Genomic DNA, 22874 nt, shown 5'->3' with positions numbered 1-22874 from the left:
TGCCGGAAGGCTTTCGCGCGCGGCCCAATCCCTCGTCGGCATGGATCATTCGAGGCGAATTCCAGCGCGGGTCAAGCGATCGCCGATCGTGTCGAAGCGGTGCTCGTCGTTTGTGGCGGAGCTCGAAAGCCTTTGGGCGACGCTCGAAAGCGGCGCTGATTATGCACATGACGCCAGCTGTGTCTCCTCGACCGCCCGAAGAATCAGCCCACGGACCATATCGGTGGCGGGGAGACGTCGGCTTCAACCCGGTGAAAGGATCACTCGATGGATGTCAGGACCAGTCGGCTCATCGCCGAGGCAATGCCGTGCGACATGACGTTGCCCTGGTCGGGCGAACCCGGCGATCAAAGCCTGCGTGAAGCGATGCCGGGCCGTTACCGCGCAGCCGGCTGGGCCTTTGTGTCGCTTACGATCACGACCGATGACGAGGATATGACGGCGACGATACGGACGATCGCCGCCGAACGGCGCGCGATCGAGGCGCGTGACGATTGCATCCTGATCGAGACGGTAGACGACATCCTGCGCGCGAGGCAGCAGGGCAGGATCGCGCTGGGTTTGCATTTCCAGGGATCACGACCGGTGGAGCGCGACCTTGCGCTTGTCGGTCTCTATTACAAGCTTGGCATCCGCCACATGTTGATGGCTTATAATCAGAAAAACTTCGTCGCTGACGGCTGCCATGAACTCGGCGACGGCGCTCTCAGCCGTTTCGGCCATGCCTTGGTGGCCGAGATGAACCGGGTCGGCATGATCGTCGATGTTGCCCATACCGGCTACCGATCGTCGATGGACGCGATCGCGGCATCGAGCGCACCGGTGATCGTCAGCCACGGCAATCTCAAGACCTTCAACGATCATCCACGCTGCTACACCGACGAGCAGATCCGCGCGATTGCGGCTACGGGCGGCGTGTTCGGGCTGACTGGCCTCGGCATCTTCCTGGGCGGCAACGACAGCTCTACGCAGGCCTTCGTGCGACAGATCGACCACGTCGTGCAACTGGTCGGCGCCGGCCACGTCGGCTTCGGCCTGGACTATGTCTTCGACATGCCGGCCCTGGAACAGCTCGTTCAGCGAAGTGCCGACAAATGGCCGGAGAGCTGCTACACGACGCGCGGCATCCAGCAGATCGGACCTGAGCGGCTTCCCGAGATCGTCGATGCCCTCCTGGCGCTTGGCTATAAGGACGAGGATGTGCTCGCGGTCCTCGGATCCAACTGGCTCCGCGTCTGCGCGGAGGTTTGGCGCTGAGTCGGGTCGTCGACCGGGTTCAGCGGCGCGGGCTCGTGGAATCGTAAGGTGGCAGCGGCGGCTCGACACCCAGCAGGTGCTCGGTGAAATAATCCCAGCGCCGAAGCGTGAAGTAATCGCCGCCGGAGCCGAAGCGGTGGGTCACGTTTGGGAGATAGACGAGGTCGTAGCGGCGCCCCGCCTTGATGAGGGCATCGATGAACTGCAGGGTCGTTCCCGGCAGCGCATTCTCGTCCAGCTCGCCATGACCGATCAGCAGCCGTCCGCGCAGATTGGCCGCCAAGGGTGCGTTGCTCATCGCGCGATAATTTGCCGGTGACGCGTCGGGCCGGGGCTTCAACTCCCGTCCGTCCCCATAATCGGGCGTCTGGAAGACACCCGACGTTCCGTACAAGGCCTCATAGATTTGCGAGCCGGCGGACGAAACGCCGACCTTGAACAGGTCAGGGCGCTGCAGCATGGCGCGGGTCGAGACATAGCCGCCCAGGCTATGGCCGGTGACGCCCACTTTGTCCTTGTCGAGTCTCGGGTAACGCGCCGTCAATTGCTCCAGGACGGCGGCATGGTCCGCAACCATCGTGTCGCCGAAATTCACGAAGCTCTCGTCCTGGAAGGCTTGGGAGCGCAGAGGCGTGCCGCGTCCGTCGACGGTGACGACGGCGAAGCCCAGTTTGGTCATCGCGAAGGAATCGTTCCAGCCCGAGGCGGTGAAACCGTGCGGGACGATCGCGCTTTGCGGCCCACCATAGAGATTGTCGATCACCGGCACACGGTCGCCCATGGCCTCATCCGGCCACCAGATCGCGCCGTAGAGGTCGGTCTTGCCGTCCGCGGCTTTCACCACGAGATGCTCCGGCGGCCGCCAGCCCAAGGCGGTCAGGCCCGATATGTCGGCGCTCTCCAATCTTGCGATGACGCCGCCGTCGGAGGTGCGGCGCAGCACCGTTATCGGCGGCGTATCGGGTGTCGACCAGGTATCGATGAAGCTGGCACCGTCCGGCGAGACCTTCGAGGCGGTTTTCGGGATCCCGAAGAACAAAGCGAAAGCGCCGGTCGCCTGGCCCGCGATAGTGTGATCCGCATCCTCGGGAGTCAGCAGAAGCAGGTCCGAGCCGTCGAAATTCACCCGATAGACGCGGCGGCGATAGGGGTCGCCACCCTCGCGGCCAGATGCGGTGAAGACGATCCGGCGGCGGGCTTCGTCGACATGCAGGATGTCGCGCACCAGCCACTCGCCGCGCGTGACCGCATTCAGCAGCTTTCCGGTCCGGAGGTCGTACCGGTAGAGGTGGCCCCAGCCGCTGCGCTGCGAATACCAGAGGATCTCCCGGCCGCTTTTGATCTGGCGCACATTGGGGGCGTTGTACATTTCGGAGTTCAGCCCGAGAAAGCCTTTGGCGCTCTCCGTCACGAGCGTGCGGATCGCCCCTGTCTCGGCGTTGATCTCCTTCAGGTCCAGGTCGCGATCCTTACCCGGCAGCACCGCGTAGAAGCTTTTGCCGTCCGCGGACCAGCCGAAGATGTCGATCATATTGGTCTTGGAGAAATCCTGGGGCAGCGCGATCGGCACGCGCTTTCCGGTGACCGTGTCGAACACCATCCCGCTGAACACCGGCGCCGGCTCACCCAGCAGGTGGATGCGAACGGTCCGCGCGATCGGCCTGAAGCTGCCGTCCTGCGGTGCCCCCTCATAGAAGGGATAGGGCTTGATCGGCCGTTCGTCGATGCGGCTTGCCACCAGGAAACGGCCGTCCGGCGACCAGCTCGCGCCCCAGGGCGGAAGCGGCAAAGCGTGACGCTCGTTGACGAGGGTGAGCAGCGACAGGTCCGGCAGCTTGCCCCAAGCGAAATAGGCTTCGCCGTCGGTGGTCAGGGGGCTAACGCGGCCGCTGCCGATATCCCTGAGCCACAGGTCGTGGTCCTTTACGAATACGGCCTTGCGGCCGTCGGGCGACAGGGTCTGGCGCGGGTTCTTGGCCTCGGGCACGACGGGCGCGGCGCAGCGATAGTCCGTCAGGGTGCAGCGCACGATCTTCCCGTCCACAGTCAGTTCGACCGATCGCCCGGGTTCCAGCCCGGTCACGTTCAACGTCAAGGATCCAATGGTCGCGGTCGCCGCCCGGGAGGCCGACGCAGCAAGACGCGGATGGTCGAATGCGATGCTTTTGGCACCCGACGCGTGCACGACACGGAATTCGCCCCCGCTTTCCAGCGCGCGCCGATACCAGAAGCCGCCATCGTCGAGCCAATGCGGGCTGACGCTCGCATTGAGCACCAGAGGGGCGAGCGCCGCAGCGGTCGACGCTGTCGCGCGGGCATAGCGCTGCGACATTTCAACCGTAGTGGGTGTGGAGCTCCCCGCCAGAGTGAGGCCAACAATAGTGGTTGCGATGGCTGTGGGCATCAGGTCCCTTCCAAATCTCGGATTGCACGGCCAAGCACGCGAGTGGCATCGCTCCCGATCGGCCAGATCATTAGACCAGATAGCTCTGCCGGCTCCTTCCCCCTCCTGGCCAGGTGAAGACCGATGACAGGCGGTGCCGTTGCCGGCGTCCGGATGTGTTTGCCGAACACGTGACACTGGATCGCGAGGCTCTTGACGGGTGAGCCAAGAGCTAAAGGCCTCTCCTTCGTCCAAGGGTAAAGCCGATACTGTCGCCCATATCAAGAATCGGCCGAGACTTTCAGCCGCTGTCGAAAGTCATTGGCCGAACTCGAAAATCCGCATGGGAACGCTCGGACGTTACCCGCCAGGGTGACATTGCCGGCAGCGCTCGAGAGCCGCTTTTGCGGATCACTCGTCGATGCGGGTTTGGCTTCGACGCTCCGATATCATTGGCGCCTGGGGCGCTGAAGAACAGCAGCAGGCAATGTCGTTAATCACTTAACGGGTGGAAGCATGCCACGTTGGCGGAGTTCAGACGGTGTCGCACCAAAATAGCGCTGCACCGCTACCGAAAAACTGGAGGCGCGATTGTAGCCCACGGCGTAGGCGATCTGCGAAATCGAGATTTCGCACGCGTTCAGCATCGTCAGCGCCTGCTGCATGCGAAGATCCTGGATGTAATCGAATACCGACTGGCCGAGGATCTGACGAAATCCCGTACAGAGCCTGCTCCGGCTCAGCCCCACTTCATGTGCGAGGCTTTCCAAGGATGGGGGTTTTACGAACTTTTGCGCGATAAGACGTTGGGCCTTCAATACCCCTCGCGCCGTCCGCCGTGTCGCTTCCACCGACCCGAAGCTGTCGCTATGTTCGAGCGCCTCGAGCGCGTGACAGATGATTTCGACGGCTTTCGACTGGAGGTACAATTGGCGCCGATGGCCTTCCAGCGCACAGGCGTGCACATCGTCGAGACAGCCCAGGACCTCGCCACTTAATGGCAAGGCGCGTGCGATGGTTCGTTGCAAATCACCTTGCAGGAACGTCTGGAGCTCAGCGGGCAGCTCATGGTCGTTACCCGCGTAGAGCGTCTTCAGCGCTTCTCTGTGAATATAGACACACGCATATCGGACCCGTCCAACAAAGCCTACCTCGGTGGTGGGTGCGCCGGCCGGATCTATCATTATGGCTGCGTTCGGAGCCTGCAAACTCAGCAGGTCTCCTTGCGACGAGACATATTCGCCATCGCCATTGCTGGAAACATAGACTCTCAACGTATCCGGCAAAGACAGATATACGGATTGAGGTCTGTCGACCTCCAATTCGCCGAATGTGATGAAGAAGCCGTCGGCCAGGCCGCAAAACTCATACCGACCGCTTCCCAGAATCCCACTGCGCCAGCAATAAGGAACATGATCGCTCTGCGGCATGAGGCCGTTCAGCAAGTCGCCCGCGCCATCCGCAGAGTCGATGGCATAATCCTGGATCGCGTCGCGCTTGAAAATTCGCACAGCGTCGACGAATGGCGGCGGGAAGCGCCGCGCCAAGACCGCATTCGAAACGATCCGAGTCTGACTGTTCATGGGCACCGTCCTTTAGAGACCTTCGCCCGCCATCCGGCCAGCGTCAAGGCGCGAACATGCAAGGCGCAAGACCAGATCTCTATCGCATCTTTTGCCTCTCTTGGCGCGCTGGATTTCGTCACCTGCCGCAATCATCGAATGGCGAAAGGATTATGGGCCTGTCGGCCGCTCAAGCGCAACGGACAGGCCCACTCCGATCGAACGGCGGCCAACCGGACGCAGGGTTTAGAAGGCCGCACTTAGTGACAAGGTAAAGCTGCGCGGCCGGATCAAGGATGCCGATGCCGGCACCGTGCCGCCACCGGGATTATAGCTGATTATCCCTTTCTCGTTGAAGAGATTTTCGGCTCGAACCTGGAGCTGATAGCGCTGGTATCGGACACTCGCGCGCAGATCGAAGGTGGTGATCCCCGGTAGCCGCACGTTAGGACTGGTGACACTGCTCGGATAGGAGGTGAAGGTGTGCGATTGCAGCCGCGCCGTCGCACCCAATTGCCCCTCCAGGTCATCACCAATCGGTATGATCTGGTCGACGGTGGCAGAACCCGTCCAGCGGGGGGTCCGCGGCATTGGATCGCCCGCGAACGCGCCGACATAGGCGCTCACACCGGGATCGATCTCGGTGATACGCGCATGGGTGTAACCGACATTGCCGCCGATGGAGAGCAGTCGCGTTGGCCGTGCCACCGCCTGGAGTTCGAAACCGTCCACCTTGGCGGCGCCGGCATTGGCCAGCACGATCTGATTTGCGAAAATGGTATAGAGCTGAATATCCTTCCAATCGATATGATAGACTGAAGCCTGAATACTCAATTTCCTGTCCAGGAAGTCGGCCTTGATCCCGGCCTCATAATTCCAGACGGTGTCGGGGTTGATCTGGGTCTGCGCACCGGGCGGCGGGAGCGAAGAAGGCTGTGGCCCGCCGGGTCGAAAACTGCTCGCCGCACGCAAGAAGGCGCTGAGGGTGCTGGTCGGCCGCCACCGCAGCGTTGCCAGATACGTAAGATTGTCCTCGCTGGCGTTGAGACTGGGGATCTGCTGCGGACCACCAAGAAATGCGTCATAATATACGCCGCTATAAGAGAGCGAAAAGTCTTCCTTATAGTGCGCGAACCGTAATCCTCCGGTGATGTCGAGATTGTCGGTCAGGTAGAAGGTCAAGTTTCCAAAGGCGGAGATTTCTTCATATCTATCCTCGATTGGAGACGAGATAAAGGAGCCCAAGGGCCCAGGCAGCAGGCTGTTCGTAGCCATGTCGCGGGCAACGATATCGGTCGAAAGCGACACGTTTTCGTGAGTGTAGAAGCCGCCGACGATGAACTCGACCGGCCCAAGCCGATTGGATACGAATCGCAACTCCGCAGTCTTCTTCTTCTGGGGAATTGTGCTCTCATAAGCGAAGCCGGTATTCGCCGGATAAGGGTAGCCGAGCAACGTGAACAGCGGAATGAGAGGCGCATATGAGGTCGTGAAATCGGCCTCGGTATGCAATTCGGTCTTGAGATAGGCTGCAGTCGCGATCACTTGGCCCACCCCGACGTCATATTTGCCGGTGACTGAAGCCAGCCGGTAACGGACGGTGGCCGGGGCATCGAAGAAGTTGCTATATTTGCGCGCGCCGTAAAGGGGCGTGAACGTGCCGGGCAAATCATGTTCCAGGGCAAGGCCCTTGGTGTCGGTGTCCTGGATCATGCCGACGACGTCGATGGTCAGCCGATCGCTCGGCGTCCAGCCGATCGCCAAGCGGGCGCCCTGGGAGATGCTCTCGTTGACGTTCCTGGTACCGGTGCCGACATTGTCGACATAGCCTGGCGCGTGGCGGTAGAAGCCGGTCAGGCGCACAGCGAGCCGATCGGTGACCAGAGGGACGTTGAGAGACGTGCTGAGCGAATAGCCGGTGCCACCGCCATCGATCGTCGTAAGCTCCGCCCGCGCATTGCCTGAAAAGCCCGATGGGTCGGGCCGTTTCGAGATCAGGCGAATGACACCGCCGAGGCTGGAAGCACCGTAGAGAGTGCCCTGCGGGCCCTTCAGCACTTCGATCCGGTCGAGGTCAACCAGTTCGGGGTCCGGCGCGACAAAAGCCCCCCCACCGTTGGCCGAGCTTGGAGTGAACGGCACGTCGTCCAGATAGTAGACTGTTGTCGCAGATTGCTGGAGAGCACCGGTGTTCATGCCGCGGATGAAGACCTTTCCAGAGCCCGGCGTGCCTTCATCCGCTATCGTCAGGCCCGGCGTAAGCGTCGCATAATCTCGGACCGACTGCACTCCCAGGTTTGCGAGTTCATCGCCATCAAGCACAGTGATCGCCGATGGCACGTCGCGCAGCTTCTCGCCGCGCTTGCTCGCCGTCACCACGATCTCGCCCGAGTTGGAATCACGCGCCTCATCCGACGCCGCAGTCGCCAGCTGGTCCTGGGTCTGTGCGTCTGCCTGCGCCTGCGGCTGGACCGACGCTAATGATCCCGATTGAGCCTCCGCGCCCGTCGACGCGAGACAGAGCGCGAAAAGGCTTGCCGACGCATGACAAATCATCTTGGTTCGCACGGCCAGCGAATCCCGGCCATTTCGCTCGATCAATATATCGGTTCTCATATTTCCCCCTGCCAATGATCCGCGCGTCAGGGCCTTTCTAAGCTGGTAGACGCCGGACAGAATTGTGGCAGGAATATAGGCTGCAACCGCTTTCGAGCGTCGCCTAAGGCTTTCGAGCTCCGCCAAAACGCCTGCAGAGCGGAAGTGATGAATCTCTCCGCTACCCAGATCGCCAACGGCATGGCTGCGCTCGCCGCGGCTCGGGAGCTTAGCCGAGCTGCCTTTGTGCGCGGAAAACCGCACGGGCCCGAACGCGCCGTGACGCGCCTTCTACGCGGCGATCCCGTCGGCCACGCCGCATCGGCGCGGGTCGGCGAGGGCGGTCAAAGTCCCGCTGGCTTCGTCACGAGCGATCACCGCGAACCCGCCCATGTGCCAGTCGTATCCGCTGACCACCCCGACACGCACGCCGAGCTTGTGCAGGTCCTCCACAACGCCGACTTTCAGCCGATCCTCGACGATCACCCTGCGGTCCNACGCCGCATCGGCGCGGGTCGGCGAGGGCGGTCAAAGTCCCGCTGGCTTCGTCACGAGCGATCACCGCGAACCCGCCCATGTGCCAGTCGTATCCGCTGACCACCCCGACACGCACGCCGAGCTTGTGCAGGTCCTCCACAACGCCGACTTTCAGCCGATCCTCGACGATCACCCTGCGGTCCTCGGTCATCGGCAGCATGCGCGGCGCATCGACGGCGGCATAAGGGTCGAGCTTGAAATCGAGCAGATAGGCCAGCACCTGCGGCAGGGTACAATGGATATTGCCGGGCGAGCCCGCCGAGAAGACCGGCTTGCCATCCTTCAGCACCAAAGTGTTGCCGATGACCGATCGCTGCTTGGCTCCCTTCATCAGCGTGGCATCCATCGAGCTGTGGAGATGGCCGAAGGTGGCATGACTGCCCACCATGGGAATGCCGCCCACCACCTGACCGGGAATCCCGGAGGCCTGGAGCGTATCCATGAACTGGCACCAATTTCCTTCGGCATCGACCACTGCGATTTCGCAACTCCCGGTGGGTTGCTTTTCCTGATGTTTCGCAAGCCGCGGCTTGCCGCCGGACCCTCCGAACTGCGACAGATAATCGGCGCTGCTCGAAGCGCTGTCGCCCGAAAGCCGGACATGGTCGCTGAGATCGACCTTGGGGCGGGAACCGCGGATGAGTTTCGCAAGATGCGCATGATAGAAATCGTCGAGCACAGCGTCGCGCGGCACGTCGAAAAATTGGTCGTCATGGGCATATTCCCAATGACGCGCCCCGTGCCGCAGCGCATTCCCCATGGCCCAGAAATATTCGGCCGAGCCGGGCTCCATGTCGCGGATGCCGAGATGCTTCAATATGCCAAGCGTCACTGCCGAGAAGAAGCCCTGCGCCTGGGGCGGACCGAGGAAGACCAGCTCATATTCGTTATATCCGAAGCGGAGCGGTTCGACCCAGCGCGGCGGGGTCTCGGTCATATGGTCCATCGTGACCTTCCAACCGAGCGCGTTGCCCTTGGCGACGAAGGCCTCCGCCCACTGGCCGGTGATCATATGATCCGGACCCTCGTCGCGCACGCCGCGCAGCGTAGCGGCCATGCCCGGCGGAGTGAAAATATCCCCGACATTGGGGAAATGGCCGCCCGGCTGATAGAAGTCCCGGCCTTCGGGGAAATAGGTGATGAATTTCTCGGCGAATATATTCATGCCATATTCGAAGGAAGAAACGGCGTGGCCCGTTTCTGCCCAATGCACGGCATCCTCGCAAAGCTCGGTCCACGGCCTCGTGCCGAACCGGCCGTGAATGGCCTTCAGACCCGGCATGAATCCCGGGATGATCGCGGAGGGCGGCAACGATGCATAGGGTCCCATGCCCGGCGGCACCGGCTTGAATGGCGGCAAGCCGGATGCATGGCCCCCGACACTGTCGAGCTGATGGATCGCGCCCGTCTTCGCTTCATAATAGAGCATTGTGACGAGGCCGGCATGGTTGGTCATGAACGGCTCGACGGCCGCCTGCACCATGGCGCCGGCAGTGACGGCATCAGCCGCGTTCCCGCCCGCCTTCAAAATCTTCACCATCGTTTCGGTGACGATGGCGTTGTCGGTTGTGACCGCCGCTTTCAGCCCTTTTACCGGGGACTTGGGGCCGGAATTGACAATGTAGCGGGCCCTTTCGGTCATCCTTCACCTATCGCATAATTAGTCGGCGGATTTTCGCCCATCAGGTGCTCGAGGAAATAGTCCCAAATCCTGCGCACGAGATAGGGCTCGGCGGTAAAGCCATGCATGCGATTGGGAAGATAGAGCAGGTCGTAACTGCGATTGGCGCGGTTGAGAGCATCGCAGAATTGAAGTGTCATGGCCGGATAGGCATTCTCGTCCATGTCGCCATAGACCAGCAGCAATTTACCGCGCAGGTTTTCAGCCAGAAGAGCATTATCAAGCGCCCGATAATTGTCGGGGATTGCCCGACGATCGGGCTTGCTGGTCGAACCATCGCCATAATCGGGTGCTGCCGTGATGTTGGATATGCTGCGGTAGATGGCGTGAAAGTTGTGAATGCCGGCCATCGAGACGGCCACCTTGTAGACGTCGGGATGGCGCAGGATGGCGCGCGCGGAGACGTAACCGCCAAAGCTGTGCCCATAGATGCCGATGCGCTCCCCATCCAGGGTCGCATCCCTTTCGCAAAGCTGGCGCAGCACCGCCACATGATCGTCGAGACAGATATCCGCGAAGGCGCGGTAACCGGCATCGTGGAACGGTTTTGAGCGGAGGGGCGTGCCGCGGCCGTCGACGACGACCACCGCAAATCCGAGTGCGGCAAAGGCCGCGCGGCCATAGCCGGCCAGCGGCCGACGCGCCGCCGCAAAGTTCCGGGGCGTCACCGTCATCTGGGGCCCGCCATATATCGCCTCGATCACGGGCGCGGGATCGCGTTCGGGTTGATGCGGCCGGTATATGACACCGTGAAGATCGGTGATGCCGTCGGCCGCCTTGGCGACAAATGGCTCCGGAGCACGCCAGCCGGTGGCGAACAGGGCGCTGGCATCCGCGGACTCCAGCGTCCGCACGATCGAGCCATCCTCCGTCGAGCGCAGAACCGAGATGCTGGGCGTCGACACGGTCGAATAGGTGTCGATGAACATAGTGCTGTCCGACGATACCATTGCAGGTGGGGCCGATATGCCGAAAAGGAGCGCGATCATGGTGGAGGGCGCGCCGTTCAGACTATGGTCCGCCTCCTCCGGTGTCAGCAGGGTCAGATCGGTTCCGTCCAGATCTACCCGATAGACGCGCCGGAGATAGGGATCCCCGCCTTCCCGGCCCGATGCCGTGAAGAATATCCGTCCGATCCTTTCATCGATCTTGAGGATATCCCGAACGACCCAGTCCCCCGATGTGACCGGATTGACCATGCGGCCAGTCGCAAGGTCGTAGCGATAGAGGTGGCCGTAGCCGCTCCGCTGCGAATACCAGATCGCCTCCCGGCCACCGCCGAGGATCCGGACATTCGGATTCGCGTATAATTCGCAGCCGAGATTGATGAATCCGTCGACCCGTTCGGCGATGATCGTATCGACGGCACCAGTGGTCACGTCGACCTCCATCAGCCGGGCTTCCTGAGGCCCATGAAGCGCCGCGGCGAAAAACAGCCGCCGATTGTCGGCCGACCATGCAACCGGCTCGACAAGGGAAAGCTCCGACATCAGCTCGGCAGGAAGATTGAACGGAATCTGCCGGCCGGTCGCCGCCTCGATGGCGCATGCGCTGAACGTCGCGTTCGGTTCGCCTGTAAGAGGCTGCCGGACCTGGTAGGCCTTGGGCCTGAAGCTGCCGTCCTGGGGGACCGACTCCAGGAACGAATATGGCTCGATATGCCGCTCGTCGACGCGACCGCCGACGATGAAGGCGCCGTCCGGCGACCATGACCACCCGAACGGGGGAAAGCGCAATCCACTGCGTTGGCGCACCACGGCGAGCAGCCCGGAATCGGGATATTTCCCCCAGGCGAAGTCTGGCGCCCCATCATCGGTCAGCTGGCGCTCATCGCCATTTTTCAGGGTGCGCAGATATAGATTGTGATCGTGCGCCACCAGCGCGCGGCTCTTGTCAGGCGAAAGCAGCAGCTCAGGCTGCGGCACCTCGAGCGGGCCGAGATCGACGACCGTTCCTCCTGCGAATTGCCAGCGACGATTGTTCGCAATCAGCACGACATCGCCATCGGGCGTGATCTCATCGACGACAAGCGCCCATCGGTCCAATTCGGTGCCGGTGACGGCGCGCAACGCCACAGCGGCTGCAGTATGATCGAAGGCGGGACATGACGAGCCTTGGGCCACCAGGACATATTCGGCGCCGTCCGGCCGCTGACGCCGATACCAGAATGTGCGCGGCCCCACCCAATGCGGATGCACGCTCTCATTGAGCACCAGCGGCGCGAGCTTCACGTCGAGCAGGGCTTCGGCCGCTTGGTAGCGAGCGGCGATTTCCTCATCCATTTCGCACCGCGCTGACATGTCGGCCGCTTTCATTTCCAGATTGTCCATACGAAAAAATGTGCTGTCTCAAGGTTCGACAATCTCCTTCGGCAACCCTGACGGCTTCAGCGGAAATCCGCCGGCAGCGTGATGCATCGAGACCGGTGGACCGATCGTGCCGCCTGTCGCACGTCGGTCGCTGCCGATCCGAAGCGAGGCGTCAGAACCTGGTACTGGCGCTGATGCCGATGGTTCGCGGGCGCTGCTCGATATTCTCGGCGATCGCGCCGTACGGACCGATAAGGATCGGCGCTTTTTCGTTGAACAGATTGTTGGCGAAGACCGTCAGCTCGACTGGTCCGAAACCAACCCCGGCGCGGACATTGAGGAGATCACGCTCCGGCCGCTCGCGGATAAGCGCCGGCACATAGTTGCGGACAGTGATCTGGCCGCGCCCCGCATGCTGGAAGTCGATCCGGAAGATACCGGTCATGGCCTGGGTGAGCATCGGCCGATAATCGAGGGATGCCGAATAGGAAAGGCGTGCCGCGCCATCGACCGGATCGCCCTCGAACTTGTCGGCGGTGGTCGTCGTATATGCCAGATTGTTCCAACCGAACGTGCCGCTGAGAGTCAGCGCCCTGACAGGTCGTGCGGTCGCCGAGAAGTCGACGCCCCACCCCGTCACCCGGCCCGAATTGGTGATATAGACCAATGCGCTGCCCGGTGCGGTGGTAACGGCCTGCACGTCCGACCAGATGCTGCGATAGACGCTTGCATCGAGGACGAGCCTGTTGCGGGCCAAAGCGAGCTTGCCGCCTGCTTCGTAGGTCCAGATTTCGTCAGGTTCGTAGGTCGGCGGAACGGGGATCACGCCGCCGCCGGCCGAGGTCAGGTTGAAGCCGCCGCTTCGGAAGCCCTTGGCGACGTTCGCGTAAATCATCGCCTCGCGCGAAAATTCGTAGCTGAGGTTGACGCGCGGATTGAACGAATGAAACTTTCCGTCACCGATATCGAGCGACGTGGCGCCCAGATTGCTGCTTTCGATGCGCTGCGTCTTGTGCTCGCTATAATAGCGCGCGCCCACCGTCGCTGTGAGGTTGGGCACGATCTTGTAGCCAAGCTCGGCATATACGGCATGGGATTTGTTCTCGAGCGGCCCTCCGGCAAGAAGCAGGACGAAGGGCAAGCTGTTGGGCGCCGTCGTCGAGCTTTGTGTCGTGGTCTGCTCCAAATTGCGGAAGGTCGCGCCCAGAGCCCAGCGCAATCTCCCATCGCCCTGCGAAGCGAGGCGCAATTCACCATTATAGACTTTGAACTCGGAGACGGTTTCGAGGCCGATGGCGGTTATGAATCCGGGCGGTATGCCGAGCAAAGGCAGGAACGGACCATAAAGCGATGTGATATCGAGCGTGTTGGAATTGTCCCGATCGATATAGCCGGCGATGCCCGTCAGGGTCGCGAAATCGAAATCGTAGCTGGCCTTGGCCTGGATGAAGATCGTACGATCGCGAAGGGGCGTTTCGAGCGCCGCCATAGTCGTTTGATCGACGCCGAAGTTCTGATTGTCTTGAGCCGATTTCTGGTACAGGCCGAGCAGCGAGACATCCAGGCGATCGGTCGGCTTCAGCCGCAGCGTTCCGCGCACCGTATAGAGGTCCGCGGAGTTGATGTCTCTTTCGCCCGTTGTGACACTGTCGATCCAGCCACCGACGCGCTCGTAACTGGCGGCGATCCTCACGCCAATCTTATCGGTGACGATGGGCAGGTTGACCGCACCCTCCAGCACATAATTGTTGGCGCCGTCCTTGGTATCCGACCATTGGCCTTCGGCCCAGCCGCCGATGCGATCAAGCTGCGGCGCCTCCGGGATGTAGCGAATGGTGCCTCCCATGGAGCCCTCGCCGTAGAGCGTCGCCTGGGGCCCGCGCAACACCTCCACGCGTTCCATGTCCAGCAGTTTGGCGCTGGGATCGAGGCCGACCGAAGACAGCGTGAACGGGGTCTCGTCATAATAGATGCCGACCGTGGCGGCGCCGCTGATATTCGAGACGCCGCGCAGCTGCGTATAGCTCGCGCCGACGCCGTAACCGAACATCGATAAGCCGGGGACCGCATATTGCAGGTCGGCGAGCAGTTTCGCGTTACGCGCCTGTATCTCCTCGTCCGTGACCGCAGTAATGGAGATCGGCACGTCCTGGAGCCGCTGCTCGTAGCGCTGTGCGGTGACGACGATGTCGTTGTCCGGTCCGACCGGCTCCCGGACATTCTCCACAGTCTGCGCATGAACGATGCCCGGCAGGAAAGCGACACCCGCCAACCAGAATTTTGCCCCCGTCATTCTCTTACTCCTCTTTCGACTTCTTCGTCTTTCACGGGCCACCGATCGGGACCGGAAGCGCCGGATTGCGTGGTCGCCCTGACGCGGCAAGGCCGGGAACAAGCCCCGGATTCTCGACGGGGCATGCGTGCTTGAATGAAATTGTTCGCCGGCTCGCAGCCCAGTGCCTCAGGAATGAGGCTGCCACGCGGGGCCGGTCAATCGAGAAGATGGCTGTTCGGACACACTCGAAAGCAATTTGGCGAAACGCGAAACTAAGCGTCTGTTCGGGGTATCAGCGGCCAGCAACGGGGCGTTCACATGAGCTGGCGACGAAGGTCCACAGCCAGGACATCTTCACTGATCGTCTTGCTCGCCGGTTTGGACACTCGGCATACTGTTTCGGTGGAGGCCGCATTGTTCTTCCGAAGTCTGAAAGGGTTGGCAACGTCGTAATCTATATTGGCTTCCTGCCCGGCGCTAAGAGGCCGGCATCCTGCTTGCGTCGAAGGCGGATCAAGGTCCGAACCTTGCCCGGAATTGCAGCGCGGACGGGCGATCGCCCTTGCACGGGAAACCGAGGGTCCCCATCAATCATTACAGGTCCATGCGTAGCCCCCTTTCCCTCCTCGTCCCTGCCCTCGCCCTGCTGCTCGCCGGCTGCGATGCTGCGGGCGATGATCAAGGGCCGATCGTGTCGGAGGCGGACCGCGCGTTCGGGGCCGAACAGCATCCGCAGCTGCTCGCCGAATTCGGTGGCCCCTATCAGGCGGAGGAATCCGCTTATGTCGCGCGGCTGGGCGGCAAGATGGCAGATGCGGCCGGTCTCGATGGGCAGTGCACCTTCACCCTCGTCAACAGCGACGTCGTCAACGCCTTCGCCGTGCCGGGCTGCTTCATCTATGTCACCCGCGGGCTGATGAGTATCGTCAATTCGGAGGCCGAGCTGGCGTCCGTACTCGCCCATGAGATCGGGCACATCACCGGCCGTCACGTCCAGCGGCAGCAGAACAGATCGATCTGGCGCGGGCTCGGGGTGCTCGCCGTGGGCATTCTCACCGGTTCCGATCGGCTGACCCGCATCGCCGGCGAAGCCGCCACCTATTTCACGCTGCGTTATTCCCGAAAGAGCGAATATGAGGCCGACGATCGCGGCCTCTCCTATCTGATCGAGGCCGGCTATGATCCTTATGCGGCCAGCGACATGCTGAATGCGATCGGGCGGCAGGAGGAATTCCTGGCACGCACGCGCGGGCAGGACGAGGCCCGTTCCATCCCCGAATGGGGCCGCACCCATCCGCTGACGCAGAACCGGATCGAGCGGGCCCGCGACGAAGCCCGGAAAACCGGCGTCGCCGAAGACGAACTACCGGAAAATGAGGCCGCTTACCTGAAGGAGCTGGACGGGCTCCTTTACGGTGACGATCCTGCCCAAGGCTTCGTCATCGGCCGCCGCTTCGCCCATCCCGAAATGCGGATCGCGTTCGAGGCACCGCCGGGCTTCACCCTCACCAACAGCCCGCAGGCGATATTGATCGAAGGGCCGGACGGGCTGCGGGGAGAGTTTGCCGGGGGGCCAATTCCACCAGGCGGGCTTCCCGCTTATGCTGACAGGGTGTTGAGCCAATTGCTCAAGGAGACCGCAGCCGATCCCGGCGAGCCCCGATATTCGACCGTCAATGGACTGCCGACCCTGTTCCTGCCGGTCATGGTGCAGACGCCGGACGGCCCGGTCGCCCTTTCACTCGCCATCTATGATGCGGGCGACGGCCATGCCTATCATTTCATCCTCATTTCCGGTCCTTCGACGCCGCCCGCCGCAGCGACCGATGCCTTGTTCCGTTCCTTCCGCATCCTTTCCGAAACCGAGGCCCGGTCGCTTCGCCCCCGTTTCATCAACATCGTCCGCGCCGGCCCCGGCGACACCGTTCGGAGCCTCGCGGCCCGCATGGCCAGCGAGAACAAGCTTGCCCGCTTCCTGATGCTCAACGGCCGCGCCGAGGACGATCCGGTCAAGCCGGGCGAGCGCCTGAAGATCGTCGCCTATTCAGCCCGATGAGGAGGCGTATCCGATGAAGTCCAAGCTCGACACGCGATTCCTGGCTGTCGGCATCGCCCTGGGCGTCGCCATCGGGATCGCACTCGACAATATCGCCATGGGAATCGGCATCGGCATTGCCCTTGGCCTCGCGATAGGCCTTGCGAAGGGAAGCAAGGACTAGCCATCGCTCCCGGATCGCCCGCCCGCCCGCATGGCGCAGCTGCATCGATCTTCATGGAACGGAAACGGGCGACGATCATTCGGTCGATCACAGGCTCTAGCCAAGGAGACGTCCGATGAAGATCAAGGAACTCATGACGATCATTGTAATGTCGAGCGCGATCGCGCTCGCCGCCTGCAACACGGTCAAGGGCGCGGGCGAAGATGTCCAGTCGGCCGCCAATGCGACCGAGAACGCGATTAACTGACACGTCAGGGCGACCGGGCCAGCACCATCCGTTCGATCGATTGACCGAAGGCGAACGGCATTCTCCAACCCGGCGCGGCCCATCGGCCAGCTCGGATAAGCGGCGTGGGCTGCGTCTCGGTGCAAAAAATCGTGCCCGCCGGCAACGGATCGGTACAGCGAAGGCCGATATCGAACGACATGGCGAGCGCGCCGGGCGGAGCCGGCGCGCTCGCGACCCTTCCTGAAAGGCGGGCGTCCAGCAGCGGCTGGTTGAGTTTCGCCAACGCATCCGCCGGAACATGTACCGGCTGGCGGAGCTCGCGCAGGATCGGGAGCGCGAGGCGGGCATGATCATCATAGCGATTGAGGTGCAGGACGAGGAAGAGGCTGGTGGCGATCGTCGCCGCGGTCACGATGCCGGCGGCCCACTTCCGAGACGTTCCCAGCGCGCGGTCGGCCAGCAGCGCCGCTGCCATCGCGCAGGCGAACAGCACCGGCAGATAATATCGCTGGTCCTGGGACAGCATCAGCACATAGGTGACGAAGCCGAAGGCCGATAGGGCGATGAGGGCCAGGGCCAGGAGCACTTTACGCTCTTCCGGCGCCAAATCGTTGCCGTCGCGCCATGCGAACCAGGCCAAGACGGGCGTCGCGAGCGGCAACAACCCGAATTTCGGATCCGCCAGCAGGTTGAGCCACGGATTGAGCGCCCAATGCAGGTCGAACAGGCCTTGCGGCCGCCAGGAAGCGCCGACCGCCGGATTGAGGACGGCACTGCTTTCCGCGCTCATCCCGCCGGCCATCTGCGTACTGGGGACCTTGATATGGCCCAGGTCGAGCCGAATGCGATGCAAGGGGTCGCCGGCGACCGCCTGAAACCAGACGAGTTCCCCCGCCAGCAAGGCAAGAGCGGGGCAGAGGATCCACAGATAGGAGACTCGCTTCGCCCCCGGCCTCCACAGCAGAAAGACGGCAAAGACCAGGATCAGCCAAGCCGAAGTCTCGCGGGTGAGAATCGCCAAGGCCGCCGTCACGCCGGCGGCCAGAAACCAGGGTTGCGGGCGTTCGGAATCGCGGCCGATGAAGAAGCACCAGAGCGATGAGGCGGCGAACAGCAATTCCAGCATTTCGGGAAACAAGCTCGTCCCCAGCCGGTTGAACAAGGGCAGGCTCGCGAAGAAGCCGAGCCAAAGCCAGGCGACGCGCCGTCCGAACAGGCGACGCGCGGCGAGGAACGAAATGGCGCAAATTGCGAGCGCCGCGACCCATGGCAGCAGCAAGGCCACCGGAATGGAGGAACCCGCGACGCTGAACAGGCCGGCAAGCGGCGCGACGAACGGCCAGCGCAGCGTCCAATGGCTGTCGGCCGCGCCTGGCCCCTGCCCGCTCCAGGCCGAAGCGGCGTCGAAATATCGCTGGTCGTCCACGCCGCCGCCGCCGAAGCCCGTCGGACGCAGCGACAGGACCAGCACGACCAGAATCAGCGCGCCAGCCAGTTCCAGGACGGGCGCCGAGGCGCGGCCGTCCGGCCGGCGCGACAGGATCATCCGACGCCCGGAGGATCGAGATATTTCTCCATCTCGCAGCGGTCCAGAAGCTGATCGCCGATCGTCACCCGCTCGCGCAGCACCAGCGCGAAGCCATGGGCGGCAAAGGCGGGCTCCGCCATCAGGCTGGCATGGACCCAAAGCCGGGTCTCGCCCTTGGCCCTGGCCCGACCCTCGATCATTGCCAGCATCCGCGCGAACAGGCCGCTTCCCTGCGCTTCGGGCCGGATATAGGCGAAATCGACATAGCCATGCCCGGCCAGGCTCATGAAGCCGACGATGCGCCCCGGAGCCTCGACCGCGACGATCTCTTGCGCGCCGAGCCGCGCGTCCCATGCCTCGCCCTTGGGGGGCGCCGCGGCCCATGCCTTTCGCTGCGCTTCGTCGTAGAAGCTGCGTCCGTTCCGCACGGCGTCGAACACGACCTCGCCCAGCGCCTCATGATCGGCGGGGCCGGCCCATCGGATTGTGAACGGGTCCATCCTCATGCCGGCCTTTCCATCACTTCCCCGCAGCGGCGACCTTCAAGATCTTGCCCTCGTCGGTGAGGAGATAAATCGCTCCTTCCGGGCCTTGCCGGACGTCGCGGATGCGTTGTTCCCGATCGGCGAGGAGCCATTCCTCGCCGACCACCTTATTCCCCTTCAGCGTCAGCCGGACCAGCTTGGTGCTGGCCAGGCCGCCGAAGAAGGCGCTGCCCTTCCACGCCGGGAACATGTCGCCATCGTAGAAGAGCAGACTGGATGGCGCGATTACCGGATCCCAATAATAGACCGGCTGCTTCATCCCTTCCTTGGCGGAAATGCCTTCGCCGATGGTTTTGCCGTCATATTCGATCCCATAGGTGATCGTCGGCCAGCCATAATCGGCTCCCTTCTCGATCAGGTTGAACTCATCGCCGCCGCGCGGCCCATGTTCGACGGTCCAGAGCTGGTCGGTGCCGGGCCGGAAGGCGATGCCCTGCACATTGCGGTGGCCGGAACTCCAGATTTCGGATCGCGCGCCGTCCTTGCCGACGAAGGGATTGCCGGCCGGGATGGAGCCGTCGCGGTTGATATGGATGAGCTTGCCGAAATGACTGCTCGGATCCTGTGCCTGCATCCGCCCCGGCAGCACGTAACGATCGCCCAAGGTCACGAACATCGATCCGTCCGGGGCAAAGGCGATGCGCGATCCGTAATGGCCCGGGGATTCGATGGTCGGCATCTGCCGGAAGATCACTTCGACACCGGTGAGATCGGGACGCTCCCCGACGGACAGACGCCCTCGCGCCAACGCCGTGCCGCTACCCCCCTGCCGCGGCTCCGCGAAGGTCCAGTAGATGAGCCGGTTGGACGCGAAGTCCGGATCCAGCGCAACGTCGAGCAGCCCGCCCTGGGCTTCGGTGTCGAGAGCAAGCGCGCCCTTTCCGGGCTCCGAGATCTTGCCGTCGGGACTGACGAAGCGGAAGCCTTTATTCTTTTCCGTCACCAGCATCCGGCCATCCGGAAGGAATTCCATTGCCCAGGGAGAATCCAGGCCGGTCGCCACCTCCTCGACCGTGAAGGCGACATCGGCGAAGTGGAGGGTCGGCGCCCGCGTCTGCCCCGGGAAAGCGGGCGCGAGCGTCTTGGCTTCACGTTCCGCGGTTTCCGACGGCGTCGACCTGGCGGGGACGGGCCTGGGGGGCTCCTCGGCCTGCTTCCCGCATGCGGCGAGGAAAAGGGTCACAGCGACAAGCGCAGCTTTATGACGGGCCATGGAAGCTCCTTGCAGGGGACAGACGGATGCGCCGGATACGGCGTGCAGGGCGATCGATCCGGCAAGCACGCCTTCCCGTCAATGGGAAAAACGGACGCTTTCCCGGTCGCCCGCCAGGCACTCCACGTCAGCCTTCAAGCCCTCATGCGCGCTGCCGCACCAGCTCCTCTGCGATCTGCACGGCGTTGAGCGCAGCGCCCTTGCGGAGATTGTCGCTGCTGAGGAACAAGGCGAGCCCATGTTCGACGGTCGGATCGGCGCGGACGCGGCCGACGAAGACCGGGTCCCGGCCGGTCGCCTCCAGCGGGTTGGGCACCTCCGTCAGCTCCACCCCCGGCGCCTGCGCCAGGATTTCCATTGCCTGCGCTGCCGGCAGGGCGCGGTCGAATTCGGCATTGATGGACAGGGAATGGCCGGAATAAACCGGCACGCGCACGCAGGTGCCGGAAACGGGCAGGTCCGCAATCTCCAATATCTTCCGGCTTTCGTCGCGGAGCTTGACCTCCTCCTCGGTATAGCCGTCCTCGACGACTTCATAATTGAGCGGCACCACGTTGAAGGCGATCGGCACGGCCCATTTGACCGGCGCCGGAAAATCCAGCGCCTCGCCGTCGCGCGCAAGAGCGGCCGATCCGTCCTTCGCCGCGCTGATCTGGTCCTCGAGTTCGCGGACACCGGCCACGCCGCCGCCCGACACGGCCTGATAGGTGCTCACCACCAGCCGCTTGAGACCGGCCTGGTCGTGCAAGGGCTTCAGCACCGGCATGGCCGCCATCGTCGTGCAGTTGGGATTGGCGACGATGCCCCTGGGAAGGTCGCGCAGCGCATGCGCATTGACCTCGGCGACGACCAAGGGGACCTGCGGGTCGGAGCGCCAGGCCGAGCTGTTGTCGATTACGACCGCACCTGCTGCGGCGACCTTCGGCGCCAATTCCCGCGAGGTGGATCCGCCGGCCGAGAAGAAGACGATGTCGAGCCCCGCATAATCGGCCGTCGCCGCATCCTCGACAACGATCTCGCGGCCGTTCCACGCGATGGATTTACCGGCCGATCGCGCCGAGGCGAAGAGGCGCAGCGAGGACAGCGGGAAATCGCGTTCGGCCAGCAGGTCGCGCATCATCTCGCCGACCAGGCCGGTGGCGCCGACGATGCCGACATTGGGTCTATGGGAAGGGGAAAGATCGTTGCTCATGCTCATGCGTCTCCTGATCGTGGCGGAGCGCGGAGCAGATCTCGATGATCGGAGCCCCGCGCTTCAGCGGGGCTCTGTCCGGTCGCGCTTAAACCATGCGCCTACCCGACACCGCCCCGCTGCTGCGGGTCGGTTTGCGGGTAATAGTGATGGTGGCCGTCTTGGACATGGCGGGCCTCCTATCGGCGCCGCGGTCCGATGTAAACGGGCTTTCGGGCGTCCTATTCAGACCGTCGCCTCTTCGACCACGCGCCTGCCATTCAGATCCCACGAAAACCGCCAGGTCGATGCCTTGCGCACGTTGGTGACGAGCGCCGGACGGAAACAGGCCAGGCAGCTGCCCTTTTTCGACCTGACACTGGGATAGGCAATGCCCAGGGATCCGGCGGCAAGCAATTGCTCGGCTAGATCCTGGCCGGCGACATAGGAAAGGGGATTCAGGCAGGCGTCGAATTCCGCAGCTCCCCTCAAATCGTGAAAGTCACCGCTGAAGTCCGCAAGATAGTCGTCATAGGTGATCGCCTCTTCCATCCAGCCGATTTCCGCCAGCTCCACTTCCTTGTGGAATGCGACCTCGGCCTGCGCCGTATGGAGCTCGAAGGCGGCATACCATGCCCCACGGTCGGGACCGTTGAAGCGGCTCCCGAGCGGTTGGGCATGGCAGAAAGCGGCATTGACGATGCTGGAATAAGGAAGGGCGAACAGCAATTCGTGCGTGTCGATGCCGGGCAGCAGGTCGTTTTCCCCAAGCAGCCGGTCGTTGGTGGCGTGATCGAGATCGAAGATCGCCTGGAGGTCGTCGTCGCCCGATGCCACGCGGACCAGGACGCTGTCGCCGCCAGCGCCATATTTTGAAGGGATCAGCCTGTGCGTATCATATTGGCGGATGAGCCGGACAGGCGGTTCCTTCATATCCCGCCACGGCGGGCGTCGAGCAGCCGGCGGACCGTCTGCAGGGCAGGAAGGCCGCCTTTCACCACATATTGAAGAGGGGTCTGGCCGCCGAAGATCCGATTGGAATTGGGAAGCGTCATCCAGGCATCCGCCAGCTTCTTAGAATAAAGGATGTTCAGCGCCTTGAAGATGCCGACCAGATAGGAAATGCGAAGCAGACGATCGGTATCCAGCACACGTTCCGGATCCTTCTTCATGGCATAATAGGGGCCGTTCGAAATCCCGCCCAGAAGCAGCCGCGCATATTCGTCGCGGACCTCCCAATGCTCCATTATGTTGAAGAAGGTCCTTATCGCGGCAGGACTCAGCCGCTCGCGGTCCGATTTCGCGGTGAGATCGACCAGCGGCGAAGGCCGGAACCGACCGGCAGGATAGGAAGCGGCAGAGGCCATTTT

Annotated in this window: 16 protein-coding genes; 4 read left to right on the top strand and 12 right to left on the bottom strand. The window is 62.9% G+C overall.

Annotation, left to right across the window (positions count from 1 at the left end):
* Window positions 1-267: 267 nt before the first annotated feature.
* The gene (locus RQX22_RS16670; protein ID WP_315727939.1) at window positions 268-1257 is read left to right on the top strand and encodes a dipeptidase; all 990 of its coding nucleotides are present in this window, start codon (window positions 268-270) and stop codon (window positions 1255-1257) included.
* Between the two features lie 19 nt (window positions 1258-1276).
* Here RQX22_RS16670 and RQX22_RS16665 read toward each other — a convergent pair whose 3' ends face one another.
* From RQX22_RS16665 to RQX22_RS16640, 6 genes are all read right to left on the bottom strand, one after another.
* On the bottom strand, window positions 1277-3661 hold the full coding sequence (locus RQX22_RS16665; RefSeq protein ID WP_315727937.1) for a S9 family peptidase: 2385 nt from the start codon (window positions 3659-3661) through the stop codon (window positions 1277-1279).
* A gap of 476 nt (window positions 3662-4137) precedes the next feature.
* The gene (locus RQX22_RS16660) at window positions 4138-5187 is read right to left on the bottom strand and encodes a helix-turn-helix transcriptional regulator (protein WP_315727935.1); all 1050 of its coding nucleotides are present in this window, start codon (window positions 5185-5187) and stop codon (window positions 4138-4140) included.
* Window positions 5188-5448: 261 nt separating this feature from the next.
* Complete coding sequence (locus RQX22_RS16655; RefSeq protein WP_315727934.1) at window positions 5449-7818, bottom strand: TonB-dependent receptor; 2370 nt, start codon at window positions 7816-7818, stop codon at window positions 5449-5451.
* A gap of 343 nt (window positions 7819-8161) precedes the next feature.
* On the bottom strand, window positions 8162-9874 hold the full coding sequence (locus RQX22_RS16650; RefSeq protein WP_458309545.1) for a gamma-glutamyltransferase: 1713 nt from the start codon (window positions 9872-9874) through the stop codon (window positions 8162-8164).
* 98 nt (window positions 9875-9972) lie between these two features.
* A complete protein-coding gene (locus RQX22_RS16645) occupies window positions 9973-12315 on the bottom strand; it encodes a S9 family peptidase (RefSeq protein ID WP_315727930.1) in 2343 nt (780 codons plus the stop codon).
* Window positions 12316-12496: 181 nt separating this feature from the next.
* A complete protein-coding gene (locus RQX22_RS16640; protein WP_315727929.1) occupies window positions 12497-14617 on the bottom strand; it encodes a TonB-dependent receptor in 2121 nt (706 codons plus the stop codon).
* Between the two features lie 586 nt (window positions 14618-15203).
* Between RQX22_RS16640 and RQX22_RS16635 the strand changes: the two genes are divergently transcribed.
* The 3 genes from RQX22_RS16635 to RQX22_RS16625 all read left to right on the top strand — a co-directional run bounded on the left by RQX22_RS16635 (window position 15204) and on the right by RQX22_RS16625 (window position 17065).
* Window positions 15204-16655, top strand: coding sequence for a M48 family metalloprotease (locus RQX22_RS16635; protein WP_315727927.1), 1452 nt, complete (start codon window positions 15204-15206; stop codon window positions 16653-16655).
* Between the two features lie 13 nt (window positions 16656-16668).
* Window positions 16669-16818: a hypothetical protein gene (locus RQX22_RS16630; protein WP_315727925.1), complete on the top strand. Its 150-nt coding sequence runs from the start codon at window positions 16669-16671 to the stop codon at window positions 16816-16818.
* Window positions 16819-16933: 115 nt separating this feature from the next.
* Window positions 16934-17065: a VENN motif pre-toxin domain-containing protein gene (locus RQX22_RS16625; RefSeq protein WP_315727923.1), complete on the top strand. Its 132-nt coding sequence runs from the start codon at window positions 16934-16936 to the stop codon at window positions 17063-17065.
* Between the two features lie 4 nt (window positions 17066-17069).
* On the opposite strand, the gene RQX22_RS16620 is transcribed toward RQX22_RS16625, so the two are convergent.
* The 6 genes from RQX22_RS16620 to RQX22_RS16595 all read right to left on the bottom strand — a co-directional run bounded on the left by RQX22_RS16620 (window position 17070) and on the right by RQX22_RS16595 (window position 22871).
* On the bottom strand, window positions 17070-18593 hold the full coding sequence (locus RQX22_RS16620) for an ArnT family glycosyltransferase (RefSeq protein WP_315727921.1): 1524 nt from the start codon (window positions 18591-18593) through the stop codon (window positions 17070-17072).
* On the bottom strand, window positions 18590-19081 hold the full coding sequence (locus RQX22_RS16615) for a GNAT family N-acetyltransferase (protein WP_315727919.1): 492 nt from the start codon (window positions 19079-19081) through the stop codon (window positions 18590-18592). The genes RQX22_RS16620 and RQX22_RS16615 overlap by 4 nt, the downstream gene beginning before the upstream one ends.
* A gap of 13 nt (window positions 19082-19094) precedes the next feature.
* A complete protein-coding gene (locus RQX22_RS16610) occupies window positions 19095-20333 on the bottom strand; it encodes a PQQ-dependent sugar dehydrogenase (protein WP_315727917.1) in 1239 nt (412 codons plus the stop codon).
* A gap of 142 nt (window positions 20334-20475) precedes the next feature.
* Complete coding sequence (locus tag RQX22_RS16605; RefSeq protein ID WP_315728049.1) at window positions 20476-21525, bottom strand: aspartate-semialdehyde dehydrogenase; 1050 nt, start codon at window positions 21523-21525, stop codon at window positions 20476-20478.
* 225 nt (window positions 21526-21750) lie between these two features.
* Window positions 21751-22437 carry an RES family NAD+ phosphorylase gene (locus RQX22_RS16600; protein ID WP_315727916.1) on the bottom strand — a complete coding sequence of 229 codons (687 nt, stop codon included), beginning with the start codon at window positions 22435-22437 and terminating at the stop codon, window positions 21751-21753.
* The gene (locus RQX22_RS16595; protein WP_315727914.1) at window positions 22434-22871 is read right to left on the bottom strand and encodes an MbcA/ParS/Xre antitoxin family protein; all 438 of its coding nucleotides are present in this window, start codon (window positions 22869-22871) and stop codon (window positions 22434-22436) included. The genes RQX22_RS16600 and RQX22_RS16595 overlap by 4 nt, the downstream gene beginning before the upstream one ends.
* Window positions 22872-22874 lie beyond the last annotated feature (3 nt).

It is taken from the genome of Sphingosinicella rhizophila, from assembly GCF_032378825.1.
In the GTDB taxonomy this organism is placed as follows: domain Bacteria; phylum Pseudomonadota; class Alphaproteobacteria; order Sphingomonadales; family Sphingomonadaceae; genus Allosphingosinicella; species Allosphingosinicella rhizophila.
The sequence above is the reverse complement of the archived record's forward strand: the minus strand, read 5'-3'. Positions and strand labels throughout refer to the sequence as shown.